Origin of the sequence: Nocardia sp. FBN12 (assembly GCF_050320175.1) — a bacterium.
Classification (GTDB): domain Bacteria; phylum Actinomycetota; class Actinomycetes; order Mycobacteriales; family Mycobacteriaceae; genus Nocardia.
Map to the genome: position 1 here is coordinate 1844296 of NZ_CP190048.1, position 17732 is coordinate 1862027.

The window sequence follows — 17732 nt, forward strand, 5'->3', positions numbered from 1 at the left end:
GGTGGGTCCGGCTCGACGATAGACATATGACATCGCTACACGGCCTCTTCGTCCCCCTGATCACCCCGTTCACTGCCGAGGGGGCACTCGAGCCCGTGGCGCTGGAACGCCACGCGCACGCCGTCCTCGACGCGGGCGCTACCGGACTCGTCGCACTCGGGACCACCGCCGAACCCTCCACTCTCACCGCCGCCGAGCGGGCTCGGGTTCTCGATATCTGCGCGGGCGTGTGCGCCGAACGCGGCGTGCCACTGATCGCGTGCGCGGGCGGCAATGCCACCGCGGAATCGGTCAGGGCTGTCACCGAACTCGCGCATCCCGTCGCGGCCGTGCTGGCGGTGGTGCCGTACTACGTGCGCCCGAGCGAGGAGGGCGTGATCGCGCACTTCACGCAGCTGGCGGCGCTCAGTCCGGCGCCGCTGCTGGTCTACGACGTCCCGCACCGCACCGGCCGCCCGCTGTGCGGCACCACGCTGATCCGGCTCGCGAACACACCGAATATCGCCGGCTTCAAACACGCCGTCGGCGGAATCGACGCGGCCAGTGTCGAATTGCTGGCCGCGCGTACCCCGGCGACCGTGCTCAGTGGCGACGACCGATTCGCCTCGGCGCTGCTCGCGCTCGGCGCGCACGGTGCCATTCTGGCCGCGGGCAATATCGCGCCTCGCGAGTACGCGGACCTCATCGACGCCTGGCGCACCGGCGATGTCACCAGGGCGCGCAGCATCGGCAACAGTCTCGACGCACTCGGCGCGGCCCTGTTCGCCGAGCCCAACCCCACCGTCATCAAGGCGGTGCTCGCCGAGCGCGGCCAGATCCCCAGCCCGGCCGTTCGCCTGCCGATGCTGCCCGCCTCCAGCGTCGCGACCAGGGCGGCGCTCATGGCGAGCGAGGCGGCGACGATCACGCGGGTCTGACACCGCATGGATCACGAACAATAGATTTCACTGGTCAACGGCACCGAAAAGTGCTTGGGTTAACCGGTGACGAAACCTCCGGATATCGGTGCCGCCGCGCCCGATCGCACTCCCGACAAGCTGGATGCCGCCGTTCTGAAGGTGGCGGGCGTCGTCGTCCTCGGTGCGGTGATGTCGATTCTCGACATCACTGTGGTCACCGTGGCGATCCCGACATTCATGGAGACGTTCAACGCCTCGATCGAGGTCGTCGCGTGGACGATGACCGCCTACACCCTGGCACTGGCGTCTGTCATCCCGATGACCGGTTGGGCAGCCGACCGGTTCGGCACCAAACGTCTCTATATGGCCGCGCTGACCTTCTTCGTCATCGGGTCGCTGCTGTGTTCGATCGCCTGGAGTATCGAATCGCTCATCGCGTTCCGGGTGGTCCAAGGCGTCGGCGGCGGCATGTTGATGCCACTCGGCATGACGATCATGACCCATGCCGCCGGTCCGCAGCGGATCGGCCGAGTGATGGCGGTGCTCGGCATCCCGATGCTGCTCGGCCCGATCTGTGGCCCGATCCTCGGTGGTTGGCTGATCGACGTCACCGACGGGGAGTGGGAGTGGATCTTCCGCATCAACCTGCCGCTCGGCCTGGTCGCGCTGGTACTGGCCTACATCGTGCTCGCCGCTGACAAGTCGAAGCCGTCGGAATCGTTCGACTTCCTCGGCATGCTGCTGGCTTCCCCTGGTCTGGCGCTGTTCCTGTTCGGCGTGTCCTCGATCCCGGAGAAGGGCACCGTGCTCGCCGCGCGTGTGCTGATTCCCGCGATCATCGGCGTGGTGCTGTTGGTGGCGTTCGTATTCCACGCGCTGCGCACCGAGCACCCACTCATCGACCTGCGCTTGTTCGCCAACACGTCGCTGCGCTCCTCGGTGTTGACGATGTCACTGTTCGCGATCGCGTTCTTCGGGGCCGGTTTCCTGCTGCCCAACTACCTGCAGCAGGTTCGCGGTGAAACGGCCTTCGACACCGGCCTGCTGATGGCGCCGCAGGGGATCGGTGCCATGCTGACGATGCCGATCGCGGGCTTCCTGGTCGACAAGATCGGCCCCGGCAAAATCGTCATGTTCGGCATCACCTTCATCACCATCGGCCTGGCCGGGTTCACCCAGCTGGGCGCCGACACCTCTTACCTGTGGATCGGCGGCGCGCTGTTCGTGATGGGTCTCGGCATGGGCTGCACCATGATGCCGGTGATGACCGCCGCGATCCAGACGCTCTCGCACGCCCAGGTCGCGCGCGGGTCGACCTTGATGAACATCATCAACCAGACCGCGGCGTCGATCGGCACGGCGACGATGTCGGTCGTGCTGGCCGCCCAGCTCAACGATCATCCGGAGGCGAAGGTCGCGATCGGCGCCAATGCCAGGCCCGACCTCGCCGCGCAGATCCCACCGTCGGTGCTCGAACAGGGACTCGACCTGGCGGCGACGGCGTTCAGTAATACCTACTGGGTCACGGTGGTGCTCGCGGCGCTGACGTTGATCCCGGCGTTGTTCCTGCCGCGGATCAAACCGAAGGCTCCGATCGACGCCGAAGTGGTGGCGTTGGCCTGATCTCTCACGGACGGCAAAGCCCGGGCGCAACATCGTGTTCCGTCCGGGCTTTCGCGTTGCGGGGTCAGCCGTAGAGCTTGACGAACATCTCCAGCGAGCGCTCGATATCGCCGCGCAAGGCCTTCGCGACGGCGGAACCGATCGGGCCGAACAGCGGCGCGCCGCCCAGGTCGATGTCGACACTCACCTTCGATCCGGTGCCGCTCGGCTCGACGAGCAGGCCGAGCCCGAACTTGGTGCCACCGATGCCCGTGCCGGTGAGGGCGAGCTTGCGGGGCGGCTCGGCGGTGCGCACCGTCCAGGTGACCTTGTTGCGGAAACCCTTCACGCGGGCGATGCCGACGAGGACGGTGCCCGGCGTGAGCTCCTCGGGCAGCGTGCCACGCCACGCCTCGTGAATGGTCAGCCAATCACCGAGGTGCGGGAGGTCGGACGCGTGCGCCCAGGCCTGGTCCGGCGGGACGGGGACATCGACGGAGAGCTTCAGTTTCGCCACGTCGGGATAGTATCCGGTACCCGCGGTTCCGCGACGATCGGATCAGGGCATCGTGAACCATAATAGATCAACCGTCCAGTAGTCTGGCCCGTTTCACGGGGAATCATGGTGTCGGACAGCATGATCCACATCGCGATCTGTCACTGTGCTGCTAATGTGTGCGGGTCGCTGAATCCGGAGCGTGTGAATCGGATATCCGATTCCATCCCGGGGTGGAAGGCGACTGCCTCGGCGGGCCGGCCGGCGAGGGCCACCGGCAAGGGTGTCGTGTGGTCGAGGACGACGAAAGATCTGATGAACTCAGGAATCGCGGTGCTGTTGCTTGTCATCGGTGCGCCGCTGTTACTGCTCGCGATCGCGGTCAGTGTATTGGCCATGCGTAACGAGCGCCGACAGCGGCAGCGGGCCGACGCCGCCATCCGCGAACGCCTCGCCTGTGAGAACGCCCTGATGCAGCTGGCGCAGACCACACTGCCCGCGATCACCGCGGCCGTGCGCAGGCACGAGATCCCCTCGATCGCGGTGGATGTGCCGGTGGAACTGGGTGATTCGCAATTCGGCCAGGCCCTGCAGTGGATCGCGACCGGTCACGCCGAAGATCTGCGCGTGGTCGTCGAGGAAACCAGGGCGATGGTCGAACGCTACGGCGAGCAGCGCCGCGTCAACGAGGTCACGGCCGCACAGGAGCAGGCCCGCGATGAGCTCGCGGCGTCCTCGCGAGCGGCCACCAGCGCCGCGGTGCGTTCGTTCGGTACCTCGGTGGTGAGCCTCGGCACCGACCTGGGCCAGGTGGTCAGCGCCGCGCTGCGCGAACATCGCGACGACGCGATCTACGAGACACTCACCCGGATCGACCACACCGTGCAGCAGATGATCCGCCAGGCACAGTCCTATGTGATCGTCTCCGGCGGTCTGCCCGGGCGCCGGTGGCCACAGCAGTCGCTCACCGATGTGGCGGGCGGCGCGACCGGCCGGGTCAGGGAATTCCTGCGGGTGCGTGCGTCGCAGTCCGACCGGATCGTGATCAGCCGCGCGGTCGAACCACTCGTGCACACCATGGCGACCCTGCTCGACAACGCACTGCGCTATTCGCCGCCGTCGTCGTTCGTCGAGATCGGTTTCCAGGAGGGCCATCACGGTGTCACCGTGATCATCGACGACGCGGGCATGCGCATGAGCCCGGAGCAACTCGAGGACGCGCGCTTGGTGCTCACCGGCGAACGCGCGGTCGACATCCACGACCTCGGTCCCGCGCCGAAGGTCGGCTTCCCCGGCATCGCGGCGCTCGCGCGGCGCTACGGATTCTCCGTGCACGTCGACGGGCCCAACATCTTCGGTGGCATGCGCGCGATGGTGTACGTGCCGTCGGCGCTGCTGGTGAGCGGGGATGCGCCGCGGCTGCCCGAGCCCGAACTCGCTGCGCCGGCCCATATTCCGGTACCGGTGGCCGAGGTCGAATCGCCCGGCGCCGACGTTCACGAGATCACCAGCGGTGGGCTGCCCAAGCGCCGCCGCCGACCTGTTGCCCCGGATTCGGCGGGGGTAACGACCGAGTCGGGGCAGGCGCGCCCCGACCTCGCCGCTGCCTGGCGCAGCGGATCCCGCAGCGGTCGTGCCGCTGCGGCCGAGCGAACCACGGAAGGAACAGCCGATGAGCACACCGGTAGCCGATAGCACCAACCGATTGGCATGGCTGCTCGAGGATCTGGAGATCCCCGGCGTCCGCTTCGCGGTGTTGCTGTCCGATGACGGGCTGCGCATCGCCCACTCCCGCGGCGTGGTCAAAGACGACGCCGAACGGTTCGCCGCGGCCGCCTCCGGCCTGCGCTCGCTCGGCAAGGCGCTCGGCGAATTCTGCGGCGGCTCGTCGAACGCGGTGCGTCAGAACATGACCGAGTACGACGAGGGCATGATCATGATCACCGCCGCCGGTGCGGGCGCCCTGCTCGGCGTCGCCACCACCGCCGATGTCGACGTCGCGCTCGTGGCGCATCGGATGAACGAACTGGCCTCGCGCGTAGGCCACGAGATCGGCAGCGCGCCCCGCCTAGGCGGGAGGAATTGAGCCGCGGCAGGCGCGATCCCGACCTGGTGCGGTCCTATGTGCGCACCGGCGGGCGGGTGCGTGCCGCCCATGATCTCGACCTGGTGACCCTGGTCCGTGCCGTCGACGACGCACGTCCCGATCACCGCCCCGACGAGCGTCGCCTGCTGGCACTCACCAGCCGCCGCGGCGCGCTCTCGATCGCCGAACTGTCGGCCTATCTGGACCTACCCGCCTCCGTCGTGAAGATCATCGTCTCGGATCTGCTCGACAGCGGTCACCTGCACTGCCCGACCCCGGCACAGGTGAAACCGGAACTCGCACTGATCAAGGAGGTGCTGCATGGCCTCCGCGCCATCGCGGGATGAGGTCGACTACGTCGCGGAAACCGTGACACGGTCGGTGAAGATCCTGGTCGCAGGAAATTTCGGCGTCGGCAAGACCACCTTCGTGTGCGGCGTGTCCGAGATCAGGCCGCTGCGCACCGAGGAGACGATCACCGAGGCCAGCATCGGTGTCGACGACATGGCTGGGTTGGGTAGCAAGGTATCGACCACGGTCGCACTGGATTTCGGCCGCATCACCCTGAATCCCCAACTGGCGCTGTATCTTTTCGGCACACCCGGTCAGGAACGGTTCGCCCCGCTGTGGGAGGAACTGGCTCGCGGTGCCCTCGGCGCGCTGGTGCTCGTCGACACCCGGCGCATCGAGAAGGCCGACGACGTGCTCTCGGCGCTGGAACAACGTGGCGTGCCCTACGCGGTCGCGGTGAACGAATTCGAGGGATTCCGGCGTTATCCGCTCGAGGAAGTGCGTGAGGCACTCGACCTCGCCCCCGGTACGCCGGTGATCGCGCTCGACGCCCGTCGCCGTGATCAGGGTCTGCGCGCGCTGATCACCTTGGCGGAGTATCTGTTTCGTAGGCAGGAAGCAACAGCGTCATGACGGTCGATATCGCCGCCGACGAACGGGTGGCGATGTGGGCACCCGAATTCGCCGCCGATCCGCAAGCCGCCTACCAGCGGATGCGGGCCGAATTCGGCGCGGTGGTGCCGGTGGAACTCTCGCCCGGAATCCGGGCCACGCTGGTGATCGGCTATCACACCGCGGTGCGCATACTCAACGATCCGGAGCACTTCCCGGCCGACCCGCGCATGTGGGAACGCGACATCCCGCAGGACTGTCCGGTGCTGCCGATGCTGCAGTTCCGGCCGGCCGCGCTGCGCACCACCGGCGCCGAGCACGCCCGGTACCGGCAGGCCAATGTCGCCGGGATCGCCGGGGTGGATCTGTACGCGATGCACAGCACCGTCGAACAGTTCGCCATTCCGCTGATCAACAGCTTCTGCGCGACCGGATCGGCGGACCTGCTGAGCCAGTACGCTTTTCCGTTGGTGTTCCAGGCGCTGAACTCGATGCTCGGGTGCACGCCCGAGATCGGGCAGCAGGTCGCCACCGGGATGGCGCAGATCTTCGAAGGTGACGACGCCGAGGCGGGCAACAACCTGCTCGCCGCGGCTCTGGCCGACCTGGTCGGGCTGCGCCAGCGCGAGCCCGGTGACGACGTCGCCACCCGCCTGCTCCAGCACCACGCTGCCCTGACCGACGAGGAGATGGTGCACCAACTGCTGGTGCTCTACGGCGCGGGCATCGAGCCGATGCTGAACCTGGTGGTCAACACCTTGCGGCTGATGCTCACCGACGACCGGTTCGCGGGAAGTGTGCTCGGCGGCAGTCTGTCCACCCGCGACGCACTCGACGAAGTGCTGTTCACCGATCCGCCACTGGCCAACTTCTGCATGACCTACCCGCGTCAGCCGATCTTGATCGAGGACACCTGGCTGCCCGCGCACGAACCGGTCGTCATCAGCATGTCGGCCTGCAACAACGATCCGGCCATCGCCGGGCGCGATGTCGTCGACAGCCGGGCGCACCTGGCCTGGAGCGCGGGCCCGCACGGTTGCCCGGCCAAGCCGGTGGCGTACCTGATCGTGCAGGACGCGATCGACCAATTGCTCGACGCGCTCCCGGAATTGACCCTCGCCGTGCCCGTCGAGGACCTGGTGTGGCGTCCAGGGCCGTTCCATCGGTCGCTCGCGGCGCTGCCCGTGCGATTCCCGAAGACACCGCCACTGCCGATGCCCTGAATCGCACGCGGGGCGGCACCGGCAGTGGTGGCGTCAGGCGGAAGGAGCGGTCAGCGCAGCCTGCATGGCCACACCGTCGACGTAGGTGTGCTTCGCCTTGACCGCGCCGTCCTCGACGGTCACCATGTCCGCGATATCCACGTCGACGGCGCCGCCGGTGACGGAGGTGCCGGACAGCTTCCATCGCACCACCCAGAAGTCGTCGCCGACGCGTAGGTCGAGCTGGGTGAAGACCAGGTCGGGGACGAGGACGAAGGTCTGCGCCGCGGCCGTGCGGATCTCCGCCCGTCCGTGCGCGGGTGCGCTCCCGGAATGCAGGTGGAAGACCGAATCGGGCGTGTGCAGCGCGGCGATCCGGTCGGGGTCACGCTCGGCCCAGCAGGCGTGATAGCGCTCGAACAGATCTTTGGTGGCATCGGACATAGCCAAGCCCTTCCAATATACAAACAGGGTGACTGTATGTTCCCGGATCGGGTGCGGCCGGTCAAGGGGCGAAGGGCCTCGGATCCGCCGTGGCCGTCGTCCTGCCCTAGACTTCGACGTCGCCATGAATCCTGATCGCCGGACCCAAGCCGAACGCTCGGCCTCGACGCGTGCCGCGGTGATCCGCGCCGGGCGAGAACTGTTCGGGCAGTTCGGCTATGGCGCGGTGAGCACGATCGCGGTGGCCGAGGCAGCCGGGGTCAGTCGCGGCGCGCTCTATCACCAGTTCAGTGAGAAGCGGGATCTGTTCGAGGCGGTGTTCGAGGATCTCGAGCGCAGCCTGGTCGAGGTGATCGCCACCGCCGTTGCCGAGGCGAGGGCCGAGGATCCGATCGCGAGCCTGATCGTGGGCTGCCTGGCGTGGTTGCAGGCCTCGACCGCGACCGAGGTGCGGCGGATCGCGCTGCTCGACGCGCCCGCGGTACTCGGGTGGAGTCGGTGGCGCGAGATCGAAGTGCGGCACACGATCGGCCTGGTGGAGAACGCGATGGCGGGGGCCATGGCCGCCGGACGGATCAGGAAGCAGCCGGTGCGGCCACTGGCGCTGGTGGTGGTGGGCGCGCTGGACGAGGCGGCGCAATATCTGGCGAATTCCGCGGAGGCGGGGGACATCGTCGCCGTCCGCGGGGTGATCGAGCAGATCATTTCCGGTCTGGCCGTCGACTGACGCATGTCGGATGGCCTGTCAATAGGTTAGCCTTGCCTAATGACTACTGGGACTGTGAACCGACCGACTATGGTCTACGCGCCGGTGATGGTTCGTCGTGCGGTGCGGCTGACGCCGCGCATGGTGCGGATCACCCTCGGTTGCCAGGACCCGGCAGCCCTTGCCGACACCGGGCCTGACCAGTACACGAAGCTCTTCTTCCCGCTTCCGGGCAGGCCGCGGCCCGTCGTGCCGCCGCCGCTGGCGGACCCCGGCAGCGTAATGAGTTGGTACCAGCAGTATCTCGCGATGCCGGACGAGATCCGCCCGCCGATGCGCACCTACACGATCCGCGCGCAGCGGCCCGAGCTCGGCGAGCTCGACATCGACTTCGCCCTGCACGCCGAGCACGCGGGCCCCGCCTCGGACTGGGCTTCGACCGCGGCGCCGGGCGACGAGATCGGCCTGCTCTGCCCGCCGCACGCGCTCTACACGCCGCCCGCCGATCCTGATTGGCAGCTGGTCGTCGGTGACGAGACCGCGATTCCCGCGATCGGCGCGATCATCGAACGCCTCGACGCGGGTGCGCCGGTGCGGGCATTCATCGAGGTCGACGGCCCGGCCGACGAGCAGCGGTTCGAGACCCGTGGCGATGTGCGGATCGAGTGGGTGCATCGCGGCGATCGCCCGCACGGCGAGGCGGTGGTCGACGCGGTCCGCGCCGCCGATTTTCCCGTGGGCGCGCCCTACGCGTGGATCTCCGGTGAGGCCGAGTTGGTCAAGCTCACCCGGCGCAATCTGGTCCGCGACCGCGGCGTCGACAAGCGCGCCATCACCTTCACCGGCTACTGGCGGCAGGGCCGGACCGAGGAGGACAACGGCCGCGAGAAGGTGCGCCGCGCCGCGGCCGGTGAGCCGCTCGTCGACGAGGACTGACGCGCATCGCGCCGCTGTGACGCCACTAATAGTTATTGCACTAACTGTTAGTGGCGTAATAGTGTGTGGGCTAAGGAAGGTGGTGGACGATGCAGGAGCTCGACGACCCGTTGCGGCTCGACCGGCAGGTGTGCTTCGCCCTGGCGGTGGCCAATCGATCGGTACTGGCGGTCTACCGGCCGCTGCTCGAACCGCTCGGCCTGACGCATCCGCAGTATCTGGTGATGCTCGCACTGTGGGGTGAGGCACCGATGTCGGTGAAGGCTGTCGCCGAGGCGATCCAGCTCGACTCCGCGACGTTGTCACCGCTGCTCAAGCGGCTCGAATCCGCCGGTCTCATCACCCGCCGCCGCGATCCGCACGACGAGCGCACGCTGCACATCGACCTCACCGAGGCGGGCCGTGACCTGCGCGAACAGGCCGAGCGGATCCCGCCCGCCGTGGTGGCACGCCTCGGCGTGAGCCTCGCGGACCTGGAAGAATTGCGCGATGTCCTCGGCCGGGTGAACGCGGCCGCGCGACGCGCATCCGATGTGAGGGACCAGTAATGAGCAACTCGACCCCGAATCTCTGGCAGCGCCTTCGCTACCTCACCGGCGGCACCCTGCCGCCCGCGATGGCGGACTGGGTGCTCGCCGACCTCACCGGTCCCGGCGCGACCCGCCGATACCTGATGCGCTTCCTGCTGCCTGTGCTTCCGGTGCTGTGCCTGTTCTTGCTGGTCCCAGGCCCGCTGTGGATCGGCCTGTCGATGATGGCGCTGCTCTACCTGCCGCTGGTCTACTTCACCGTGGCATTGGTCTATGTGTACCGGCGGCACCGCCTGGTCAGTCACGGCTTCGATCCCGAGTTGGCGAACGAGGCCGAACGCCGCCGGGCCGAGTCCGAGCGCGTCGCCTACGAGAGTCGCCACCACCGCGGCTGAGCCGCGTTCCCGCCGTGATCGAACGGGGAGTCAGCCCGCACGGAGGGTGGGCCCGATGAATCGTTCGACCAGGTGACGTTCCGCAGTGGCGTCGGGCAGCGGCCAGGTGAGCAGCGACAAGACGACGCGCACGACCCAGCCCGCGGCCTCGTCGTCGGGTGCGATCCTGGTGAGCGCCGTCGCGATATGGCCGAGTTCCGGTGCGCCGGCAAGGAATTCGTCGGTATCGGGGGAGCGGTGCCGGATCAGCCATTGGCGCAGCACCGGGTCGGCGCGGATGGCGGCGACGGCGGCCAGGATGGCCTCGACGGGTCGTCGGCCGGGCGGAACGGAGTCGACGGCCGCCTCGACGCGGGCGACGACGGAGCCCGCGGCCCGGACCATCACGGCCCGCACCAGTTGTGCCTTGCCGCCGACGTGGCGATACAGCGTCGCGCGTGAGCAACCGGCGGCCGCGGCGATGTCGTCGGCGGTGACGTTGTCTATGCCGTGTTCGAGGAACAGTGTGAGGGCCGCGCGTTCGATGCGGTCGACCGCGATGGTGCGTCGGTCGCCGCCGGTCAGCCAGTCCACATGGTCGGTCATCGGCGAGCCTCCAACGCTGACTGTCTCATCTCGAGACGTTCGATGAAATCTGTCTATCCGAATCCAGCCAGGCAGGGACTGTTTTCGAAGAAGTTCGCAGCGGGTTGCACGACAACGACATCGCCCCGCTGTCTCAGTGTGAGACAGTCGTTGACCGCGTGCCTCTCGGCGATGCACGGTGAGCGCCGACAGCCTGACCAGGAAAGGCGGCGGCCATGACCACAGACCTCGCAGCGATCGACCTGTTCGACCCGGCGGTGCTCGACGACCCCTACCCGATGTATCGCGCCCTGCGCGAGGAAGCGCCCGTCTACCGGGTGCCCGGCACCGACTTCTTCCTCGTCGCCTCGTGGGCCGCGGTCACCGAGGCGACCCGGCGCCCGGCGGCGTTCTCCTCCCATCTGACCGCAGTGCTCGTCGCCCAGCCGGGTGCGGCGCCGACGACCTTCGACCTCGACGCGACCGGGCAGGGTCTGCACGTGCTCGCCACGGCCGACGACGACATCCACGCCACCCATCGCGGCATCGTCGGACCCGCGCTGGCCAAAAGGATCCGCACTGTGGGCCCGGTCGTCACCGCACTCACCGAACAGCTCTGGGTGGAGGAACTCGACGGTGATCGGATCGACTGGGCCACCGGGGTCGCCGATCGCTTGCCCCTGGCGCTGATCGCCGAACTCGTCGGCCTGCCCGCGGCCGACGTGCCGACACTGCTCTCGCTGGCCTACGACTCCACCGAGATGCTGGGTGGTGTCGTGGCCGACGGGCGAATGACCGCGCTGATCACCTCGGCGGCCGAGCTCGCCCACTACGCGTACCTGGCGATCAGCGGTGCGAAAGAACCAGTAGCCGAACGGGATTCGCCGCGAACACTGCTCGAGGTGCTCGTCGAGGCGATGGCGGCGGGCAAGATCGACGAGCAGCAGGCGGTGCTGATCGTGGTGCAGCTGATCGGCGCGGGCGGGGAATCGACCGCGGGCCTGATCGCGTCGGCGGCCCGGTTGCTCGCCACCGATCTCGCACTGCAGACCCGTCTGCGCGAACGTCTCGAGCTCGTTCCCGCCTTGCTCGACGAGGTGCTGCGACTGGAGTCGCCCTTCCGCGGACACCACCGCCACGTCGTGGCCGACACGCAGCTCGCCGGCGTCGACCTACCCGCGGGCAGCCACCTGCTGTTGCTCTGGGGAGCCGCCAATCGCGATCCCGCCGCTTACCCGGACCCGGACGTCGTCGACCTGGACCGGCCCCGCGGACGTGCCAACGCGGCGTTCGGTATGGGCGCCCATTTCTGCATCGGTTCCGCCCTGGCCCGCCTCGAAGCGACCGCCGCGATCACACTGCTCCTCGAACGGACTGAACAGTTCGCGCTGATCGATGCGGAGCCGCCACGCTGGGTGCCCAGTCTTTTCGCCCGCCGCCACGCGACGCTTCCGCTGCGCATTGCTCGGCGCTGAGTTCGGTCCACGACGGCCGGACTCGTAGTCTCGCGGGCAATGGCGCCTTCGCCGGGAGGCGAGCAGCGCTGAACTGATCGGGCTCGGTGGACAGCAGGCGGCGCGAGCGTCACCTTGCACGGACGGCGTTGTCTTGTGGGCGGGGTGTGGCACGGTGTCGGGGTGCGTCCCCGTCAGTTCCTGTCCGCCTGCCTGCTCGCGACGACAGCGTTGTTCGCCGGATGCGCGTCCGCCACCACGGATGCGAACCCGACGACGTCGACCGCGACGGCCATATCCTCGGAGAGCCCCGTGCCGTCGACTTTCCCCGCCGCCAACCGCACTGTCGTCCTCGATCCCGGTCACAACGGGGGCAACGCCACGCACCTCGCGCAGATCAACGCGCCGGTGCCCGACGGGCGCGGCGGGACCAAGCCCTGCAACACCACCGGCACCTCGGCCGCGAGTGGGTACGCCGAGCACGAATTCACCTGGGATGTCACCCAGCGGGTGCGTGACGCTCTTTCCGCGCGCGGTGTGCGGGTGATCCTCACTCGCGCCGACGACTCCGGCGTCGGTCCGTGCGTCGATCAGCGTGCCGCGATCGCGAATCAGTCCGGCGCCGACGCGGTCGTCTCGATCCATGCCGACGGCAATACCGGCGCGGGCGCACACGGATTCCACATCGCCTATGCCGAACCTCCGCTGAACCCGGTCCAGGCCGAGTCGGGGACCCGACTGGCGATCGCGCTGCGCGATGCCATGGTCGCCGGTGGCGCGGTGCCCTCTACCTATGTGGGCTCGGCGGGGCTGGACCCGCGGGCGGATCTGGCCGGGCTCAACCTGGCCGAGCGGCCGAGCGCGCTGGTCGAATGCGGCAATATGCGGTCGGCGACCGACGCCGCGCTCATCGAGACCCCGGCGGGGCGGGCCCGCTACGCCGAGCTCATCACGGCCGGAATCCTCGCGTTCCTCGGTTGACCGAGACGGCCTCCAGTGGATTTTGGAGGAGTCGCGCAAAGTTCGCCACGCCCACTTCAGACCGCCTCGTCGTTGGATCAGTAAGGCGGCTTGTTGTCGACATGGCTACCTATTGCCGACCGCTGGCAAATCTGTACACCCGTGTCAGCTGGGGGATTAACTCCTTGGTTGCCGCGAAGAGAAACCGGTTGGTTCGAATCGCTGCTATTCGCTGAGTTCGCACGCCTGTGAAACTTTGCGTGAATACCGGCCGGTAGCGGTATTTTTCGCTACCGGAGTGGTTGACGGTTGATCTTCTCCGCTCTACTGTCCTGAATCACAGTTCGATATCGAAGTGTTCAGTGTCATCGCTCGAAATGTTTCCCGGACGGCAAGCCGGCCCCTGCCGTCCTCCGTATGCGTTTCCAAGGAGTATTGATAGTGAGAAGTCGAATTCTGTTCTTCGCCGGCGCAATGGCGTTGGCGCCTCTTGTCACTGCGCTGGTGCCGGTCGGTAGTGTCAATGCCCACGGCTGGGTGACCGGGCCGGCGAGCAGGCAGGAACAATGTGCCCGTGGGCTCGTGCCCTGCGGAGCGGTGAAATATGAACCGCAGAGCGTAGAGGGTCCGAAGGGGCTCACCAACTGCAGTGCGAACAAATACCTCGAACTCGATGACGACAGCCTCGGCTGGGTCCCGCAGAAGGTTTCCGGTAGTACGAGATTCACATGGAAGAACACCGCGAACCATCGCACCTTGAATTGGGAGTATTTTATCGGCAATACGCGGGTTGCCGTGTTCGACGGCCAGAATGCGCAGCCGGCCATGGAGGTAACGCATACCGTCGATTTGTCGAACTATTCCGGGCGGCAGAAATTGCGTGCGGTCTGGAATATCGGTGACACCGCGGCCGCTTTCTACAGTTGTGTCGATCTCGAGATCGGTGGTGGTACACCGCCGACTACGACCACCCCGAAACCGACCACGTCCCAGCCGGCCACCACCACCCCGGCTCCCACCACACCGCCGTCGACAACCACCAAACCCCCGGCCGCGACGACGAAGCCGCCCGTCACGACCACCCCGGGCCACGAACACCCGACCACCACCGCTCCTGCCGGATCAGCGTGGCGTCAGGGCGCCACCTATGCGATCGGCGACAAGGTGACTTATCAGGGCGCCACCTACAGCTGCAGGCAGGCGCACACCGTCCACGATCCGAACTGGACGCCGCCGAACACGCCCGCACTCTGGTCGCGGATATAACTCGAGCGTTGCGGGCGGGCGAGCGGAAACGTTTCGTGTGTTCTCCCACCATCCATCCCACGATGGGGTGAGGATGGGGACCGACTCGCCGGCCTCGCGTTCGGTCGGCCCCGCAGCACAAGGGACGTGAGATATGAGTGACAGGAAATCAGCCTTGACCGTCGCTGCCATCGGGACAGTATTGCTGGCAACGACTCTCGGCGCGCCGACCGCCTCGGCCGGTGTCTCCCAGTTGACGGTCAAGCCCAACCTCAGCGTCGGTTCGGCAACCAACTTCGGCACCGGATGCACCCACCAGTTGCTGGCCAGGCTCAGCGTCGGCATCGTTCCTGTCGCGTTCTACGACAACGGCGCACTGCTGGCCGTGGTCGCCCCGACCGACGGCGTCGCCATGTACGACTGGGTGCCGTCGTACACCGGCGCCCACACGTTGACAGCCGTCCAGGACGGTATCGCCGGCAGCGCGAACGTTTCGGTGGGACGAGGATTCCTCTTCGGCGAATCCTGCGTGGTCACCGGCGGCTGACCCGTCGACAACACTGTGGCCCGGTTCGCGCGAACCGGGCCACAGTCGTCGATCCGCTACTTCGAGGCGAGCTTCTTGCCGTCGCCCTTCTTGCCCGCGGCCTTCTTGGCGGGCTTCTTCGCCGACTTCTTCGGTGCGGGCGTCGGCGCCGAACCATTGGTGTCGGCCTTACCTCCGGGACGCACCGCGGTGACGACCAGATCGTCGTCGGTGGTGTCGACCTTCACCGTGTCGCCGGGTTCGAGACCACCGTCGAGCAGCAGTCGCGAGACCCGGTTGTCGAGCTCCTTCTGCACCGTCCGGCGCAACGGCCGCGCACCGAATTCCGGTTGAAAACCTCGCTCGCCCAGCCAGTCCACCGCGGACTGGCTGATCTCGAGCTCGATGTCCTGCGCGGCGAGCATGCGCCGCGTGCGGTCCAGGATCAGTTCCACGATCTGCTCGAGCTCCGCCTTGTCGAGGCGGTGGAACACGATCTGTTCGTCGATCCGGTTGAGGAACTCGGGCCGGAAGTGCTGGCGCAGAAGCTCCTCGAGCTGCGGCACGATCGAGTCGAGCTCACCGGGCGGTGCCTCGAGGATCACGTGCGAACCGATATTGGACGTCATGATCACGATCGTGTTCTTGAAATCGACGGTGCGGCCCTTGGAATCGGTGACGCGCCCGTCGTCGAGCAGCTGCAGCAGCACATTGAACACATCGGGGTGCGCCTTCTCGACCTCGTCGAACAGGATCACCGAATACGGCTGCCGCCGCACCTTGTCGGTGAGCTGCGCGGCATCGTCGTAGCCGACATATCCGGGCGGTGCACCGACCAGCCGCGAGACCGTGTGCTTTTCCTGGAACTCGCTCATGTCGAACCGGATCAGCCGGTCCTCGTCGCCGAACACCGCTTCGGCGAGCGCCTTGGCCAGCTCGGTCTTGCCGACACCGGTGGGGCCGAGGAACAGGAACGACCCGATCGGCCGGTTCGGATCCTTGAGTCCGGCCCGTGCCCTGCGCACCGCCTCGGCGATCGCCACGATTGCCTCGTTCTGCCCGATCACCCGCTTGTGCAGGACATCTTCGAGCTGGAGCAGGCGCTGCTTCTCCTCGGCGGTCAGATCGGCCACCGGAATGCCGGTGCGCTTCGAGATCACCTCGGCGATATCGACGACATCGACGATCGGCTCCGAGGACGTCGCACCGGACTCCGCCAAATCCTGCTCGGCGGCGTCGATATCGGCCTTGAGCGCCTTGGCTTTCTCGTAGTCCTCGTTGTCGACGGCGGCGTCCTTCTCCCGGTACAGCCGGGCGATCGCCTCGTCCCTGGCCCGCACCTCCGGATCGGGTGTGCCCGAACGCAATCGGATCCGCGCGCCCGCCTGATCGATCAGGTCGATCGCCTTGTCGGGCATGAACCGGTCGGTGAGGTAGCGATCCGAGAGCTGCGCGGCCGCGATCAGCGACTCGTCGGAGTAGCGCACCTGGTGGTGTTCTTCGTACACATCGGCAAGGCCGCGCAGGATCTCGATGGTGTCCTCCACCGAGGGCTCCGAGACCATCACCGGCTGGAACCGGCGCTCCAGCGCGGCGTCCTTCTCGATATACCTGCGGTACTCGTCGATGGTGGTCGCGCCGACCACGTGCAGATCGCCGCGAGCCAGCGCGGGCTTGAGCAGGTTGCCCGCGTCCATCGAGCCCTCGCCACCGCCACCGGCGCCGACGATGGTGTGCAGCTCGTCGATGAAGACGATCAGCTCGTCTTTGTGGGCGCGGACCTCGTCGAGGATCTTGGTGAGCCGCTCCTCGAATTCGCCCCGGTACTTGCTGCCCGCGACCAGCGAGCCGACATCGAGCGCGATGACGCGGCGGTCGGCGAGGGTGACGGGCACGTCCCCGTTGACGATCCGCTGCGCAAGCCCCTCCACGATCGCGGTCTTGCCGACGCCGGGGTCACCGATCAGCACCGGGTTGTTCTTGCGCCGCCGTGACAGGATCTCGATGGTCTGCTCGATCTCCTCCGCCCGGCCGACTACCGGGTCTATCAGGCCCTCGCGGGCTTCGGCGGTGAGGTCGCGTCCGTATTCGTCGAGCGTCGGTGTGTCCGATTCCGGCTGCTGACGCTTCGAGGGCGCGGTCGCCATCGGGGTTCCCGGCGCGGGCACGCCCCCGCTCTGGGTGGCCGCGATTCCCGCGACCAGCGCCTGCGCCGCGACGCTGTCCGGTAGCGAGGCGATGCCCAGCAGAATGTGCTCGGGGCCGATGTAGCTGCTGCCCGACTGAGCGGCCTGCCGTTGGGCCGCGCGCAATGCGACCTTGGTGGCCGGGCTGAGCGTGATGTCGGCGAGGTCGCCCTCACTGGGTTCGCCGGTGTCGAGGTAGTCCTCCATCTGCTCGGCGACCTGGTCGGGATCGAGGCTGAGCTCGGCGACGATGCTGCGCCCCGGCTCTGCTTCGGTGGCGGCGTAGAGCAGGTGTTCGGGAGTGATGTCGGGATTGCCCCACTCCTGGGCCGCCTCGCGGGCGGTACCGACCAGCAACTTCGCGTTGTCGGTCATCAGCTTGCCCAGATCGATCCGTTGTACCGGCGGCTTCGATGACATCCCGGAACCGAAAAACCGCTGGAAGATGTCGTCGAAGGGATCGCGGGAACTCGCCCAGCTCGCTGTCATGTCCACACCTTTTCGCTCGTCGCGCCGTGTCCCACGGCGACTCATGCAGATCGGGTCGGTACTGCCAGCAATACTTCGGCATCCTCGGACGGTGTGCAAGCAATTGGAC

Annotated in this window: 19 protein-coding genes; 15 read left to right on the plus strand and 4 right to left on the minus strand. The window is 67.4% G+C overall.

Going from position 1 to position 17732, the window contains the following annotated elements; all coding sequences use genetic code 11:
* Nucleotides 1-26 precede the first annotated feature (26 nt).
* Together dapA and ACQHI0_RS09135 are read left to right on the plus strand one after the other, a co-directional pair.
* Nucleotides 27-917, plus strand: coding sequence for a 4-hydroxy-tetrahydrodipicolinate synthase (gene dapA, locus ACQHI0_RS09130; protein WP_427907499.1), 891 nt, complete (start codon nucleotides 27-29; stop codon nucleotides 915-917).
* 66 nt (nucleotides 918-983) lie between these two features.
* Nucleotides 984-2522 carry a DHA2 family efflux MFS transporter permease subunit gene (locus tag ACQHI0_RS09135; protein WP_427907500.1) on the plus strand — a complete coding sequence of 513 codons (1539 nt, stop codon included), beginning with the start codon at nucleotides 984-986 and terminating at the stop codon, nucleotides 2520-2522.
* Nucleotides 2523-2586: 64 nt separating this feature from the next.
* On the opposite strand, the gene ACQHI0_RS09140 is transcribed toward ACQHI0_RS09135, so the two are convergent.
* Complete coding sequence (locus ACQHI0_RS09140) at nucleotides 2587-3018, minus strand: type II toxin-antitoxin system Rv0910 family toxin (protein WP_194827560.1); 432 nt, start codon at nucleotides 3016-3018, stop codon at nucleotides 2587-2589.
* Between the two features lie 294 nt (nucleotides 3019-3312).
* Between ACQHI0_RS09140 and ACQHI0_RS09145 the strand changes: the two genes are divergently transcribed.
* The 5 genes from ACQHI0_RS09145 to ACQHI0_RS09165 are packed head-to-tail and all read left to right on the plus strand — an operon-like array spanning nucleotide 3313 to nucleotide 7209.
* The gene (locus tag ACQHI0_RS09145; RefSeq protein ID WP_427907501.1) at nucleotides 3313-4692 is read left to right on the plus strand and encodes a sensor histidine kinase; all 1380 of its coding nucleotides are present in this window, start codon (nucleotides 3313-3315) and stop codon (nucleotides 4690-4692) included.
* Nucleotides 4670-5083 (plus strand): roadblock/LC7 domain-containing protein, encoded by a 414-nt coding sequence (locus tag ACQHI0_RS09150; protein WP_427907502.1) that lies wholly within the window; start codon nucleotides 4670-4672, stop codon nucleotides 5081-5083. Before ACQHI0_RS09145 ends, ACQHI0_RS09150 begins: the two co-directional genes overlap by 23 nt.
* On the plus strand, nucleotides 5080-5430 hold the full coding sequence (locus ACQHI0_RS09155) for a DUF742 domain-containing protein (protein ID WP_194827562.1): 351 nt from the start codon (nucleotides 5080-5082) through the stop codon (nucleotides 5428-5430). The genes ACQHI0_RS09150 and ACQHI0_RS09155 overlap by 4 nt, the downstream gene beginning before the upstream one ends.
* The gene (locus ACQHI0_RS09160; RefSeq protein ID WP_410875655.1) at nucleotides 5405-6007 is read left to right on the plus strand and encodes a GTP-binding protein; all 603 of its coding nucleotides are present in this window, start codon (nucleotides 5405-5407) and stop codon (nucleotides 6005-6007) included. The genes ACQHI0_RS09155 and ACQHI0_RS09160 overlap by 26 nt, the downstream gene beginning before the upstream one ends.
* Nucleotides 6004-7209, plus strand: a complete 1206-nt coding sequence (locus ACQHI0_RS09165) for a cytochrome P450 (protein WP_427907503.1) — start codon at nucleotides 6004-6006, stop codon at nucleotides 7207-7209. The genes ACQHI0_RS09160 and ACQHI0_RS09165 overlap by 4 nt, the downstream gene beginning before the upstream one ends.
* Before the next feature lie 33 nt (nucleotides 7210-7242).
* Here the strand turns inward: ACQHI0_RS09165 and ACQHI0_RS09170 are convergent, their stop codons facing one another.
* Nucleotides 7243-7632 (minus strand): nuclear transport factor 2 family protein, encoded by a 390-nt coding sequence (locus tag ACQHI0_RS09170; RefSeq protein ID WP_427907504.1) that lies wholly within the window; start codon nucleotides 7630-7632, stop codon nucleotides 7243-7245.
* 124 nt (nucleotides 7633-7756) lie between these two features.
* Between ACQHI0_RS09170 and ACQHI0_RS09175 the strand changes: the two genes are divergently transcribed.
* From ACQHI0_RS09175 to ACQHI0_RS09190, 4 genes are all read left to right on the plus strand, one after another.
* A complete protein-coding gene (locus ACQHI0_RS09175) occupies nucleotides 7757-8359 on the plus strand; it encodes a TetR/AcrR family transcriptional regulator (protein WP_427907505.1) in 603 nt (200 codons plus the stop codon).
* Between the two features lie 39 nt (nucleotides 8360-8398).
* Complete coding sequence (locus ACQHI0_RS09180; protein WP_427907506.1) at nucleotides 8399-9274, plus strand: siderophore-interacting protein; 876 nt, start codon at nucleotides 8399-8401, stop codon at nucleotides 9272-9274.
* Nucleotides 9275-9363: 89 nt separating this feature from the next.
* Nucleotides 9364-9822: a MarR family winged helix-turn-helix transcriptional regulator gene (locus tag ACQHI0_RS09185; RefSeq protein WP_427907507.1), complete on the plus strand. Its 459-nt coding sequence runs from the start codon at nucleotides 9364-9366 to the stop codon at nucleotides 9820-9822.
* Nucleotides 9822-10199 (plus strand): DUF5313 family protein, encoded by a 378-nt coding sequence (locus ACQHI0_RS09190; RefSeq protein WP_427907508.1) that lies wholly within the window; start codon nucleotides 9822-9824, stop codon nucleotides 10197-10199. Before ACQHI0_RS09185 ends, ACQHI0_RS09190 begins: the two co-directional genes overlap by 1 nt.
* A gap of 30 nt (nucleotides 10200-10229) precedes the next feature.
* On the opposite strand, the gene ACQHI0_RS09195 is transcribed toward ACQHI0_RS09190, so the two are convergent.
* Nucleotides 10230-10784, minus strand: a complete 555-nt coding sequence (locus tag ACQHI0_RS09195; protein WP_427907509.1) for a TetR/AcrR family transcriptional regulator — start codon at nucleotides 10782-10784, stop codon at nucleotides 10230-10232.
* A 215-nt stretch (nucleotides 10785-10999) separates the two neighbouring features.
* Between ACQHI0_RS09195 and ACQHI0_RS09200 the strand changes: the two genes are divergently transcribed.
* From ACQHI0_RS09200 to ACQHI0_RS09215, 4 genes are all read left to right on the plus strand, one after another.
* On the plus strand, nucleotides 11000-12238 hold the full coding sequence (locus ACQHI0_RS09200) for a cytochrome P450 (RefSeq protein WP_427907510.1): 1239 nt from the start codon (nucleotides 11000-11002) through the stop codon (nucleotides 12236-12238).
* 162 nt (nucleotides 12239-12400) lie between these two features.
* A complete protein-coding gene (locus ACQHI0_RS09205) occupies nucleotides 12401-13198 on the plus strand; it encodes an N-acetylmuramoyl-L-alanine amidase (protein WP_427907511.1) in 798 nt (265 codons plus the stop codon).
* A 396-nt stretch (nucleotides 13199-13594) separates the two neighbouring features.
* Entirely contained in the window at nucleotides 13595-14443 is an 849-nt protein-coding gene (locus ACQHI0_RS09210) for a carbohydrate-binding protein (RefSeq protein ID WP_427907512.1), read from the plus strand.
* A 133-nt stretch (nucleotides 14444-14576) separates the two neighbouring features.
* The gene (locus ACQHI0_RS09215) at nucleotides 14577-14969 is read left to right on the plus strand and encodes a hypothetical protein (RefSeq protein ID WP_427907513.1); all 393 of its coding nucleotides are present in this window, start codon (nucleotides 14577-14579) and stop codon (nucleotides 14967-14969) included.
* Nucleotides 14970-15025: 56 nt separating this feature from the next.
* Here ACQHI0_RS09215 and ACQHI0_RS09220 read toward each other — a convergent pair whose 3' ends face one another.
* Complete coding sequence (locus ACQHI0_RS09220; protein ID WP_427907514.1) at nucleotides 15026-17623, minus strand: ATP-dependent Clp protease ATP-binding subunit; 2598 nt, start codon at nucleotides 17621-17623, stop codon at nucleotides 15026-15028.
* Between the last annotated feature and the right edge of the window lie 109 nt (nucleotides 17624-17732).

Bases quoted from the DNA above. Each gene is read 5' to 3' on its own strand.
- dapA (WP_427907499.1), top strand. From the start codon at position 27: ATGACATCGCTACACGGCCTCTTCGTCCCCCTGATCACCCCGTTCACT.
- ACQHI0_RS09145 (WP_427907501.1), top strand. From the start codon at position 3,313: ATGAACTCAGGAATCGCGGTGCTGTTGCTTGTCATCGGTGCGCCGCTG.
- ACQHI0_RS09150 (WP_427907502.1), top strand. From the start codon at position 4,670: ATGAGCACACCGGTAGCCGATAGCACCAACCGATTGGCATGGCTGCTC.
- ACQHI0_RS09160 (WP_410875655.1), top strand. From the start codon at position 5,405: ATGGCCTCCGCGCCATCGCGGGATGAGGTCGACTACGTCGCGGAAACC.
- ACQHI0_RS09165 (WP_427907503.1), top strand. From the start codon at position 6,004: ATGACGGTCGATATCGCCGCCGACGAACGGGTGGCGATGTGGGCACCC.
- ACQHI0_RS09170 (WP_427907504.1), bottom strand. From the start codon at position 7,632: ATGTCCGATGCCACCAAAGATCTGTTCGAGCGCTATCACGCCTGCTGG.
- ACQHI0_RS09175 (WP_427907505.1), top strand. From the start codon at position 7,757: ATGAATCCTGATCGCCGGACCCAAGCCGAACGCTCGGCCTCGACGCGT.
- ACQHI0_RS09180 (WP_427907506.1), top strand. From the start codon at position 8,399: ATGACTACTGGGACTGTGAACCGACCGACTATGGTCTACGCGCCGGTG.
- ACQHI0_RS09185 (WP_427907507.1), top strand. From the start codon at position 9,364: ATGCAGGAGCTCGACGACCCGTTGCGGCTCGACCGGCAGGTGTGCTTC.
- ACQHI0_RS09190 (WP_427907508.1), top strand. From the start codon at position 9,822: ATGAGCAACTCGACCCCGAATCTCTGGCAGCGCCTTCGCTACCTCACC.
- ACQHI0_RS09195 (WP_427907509.1), bottom strand. From the start codon at position 10,784: ATGACCGACCATGTGGACTGGCTGACCGGCGGCGACCGACGCACCATC.
- ACQHI0_RS09200 (WP_427907510.1), top strand. From the start codon at position 11,000: ATGACCACAGACCTCGCAGCGATCGACCTGTTCGACCCGGCGGTGCTC.
- ACQHI0_RS09210 (WP_427907512.1), top strand. From the start codon at position 13,595: ATGCGTTTCCAAGGAGTATTGATAGTGAGAAGTCGAATTCTGTTCTTC.
- ACQHI0_RS09215 (WP_427907513.1), top strand. From the start codon at position 14,577: ATGAGTGACAGGAAATCAGCCTTGACCGTCGCTGCCATCGGGACAGTA.
- ACQHI0_RS09220 (WP_427907514.1), bottom strand. From the start codon at position 17,623: ATGACAGCGAGCTGGGCGAGTTCCCGCGATCCCTTCGACGACATCTTC.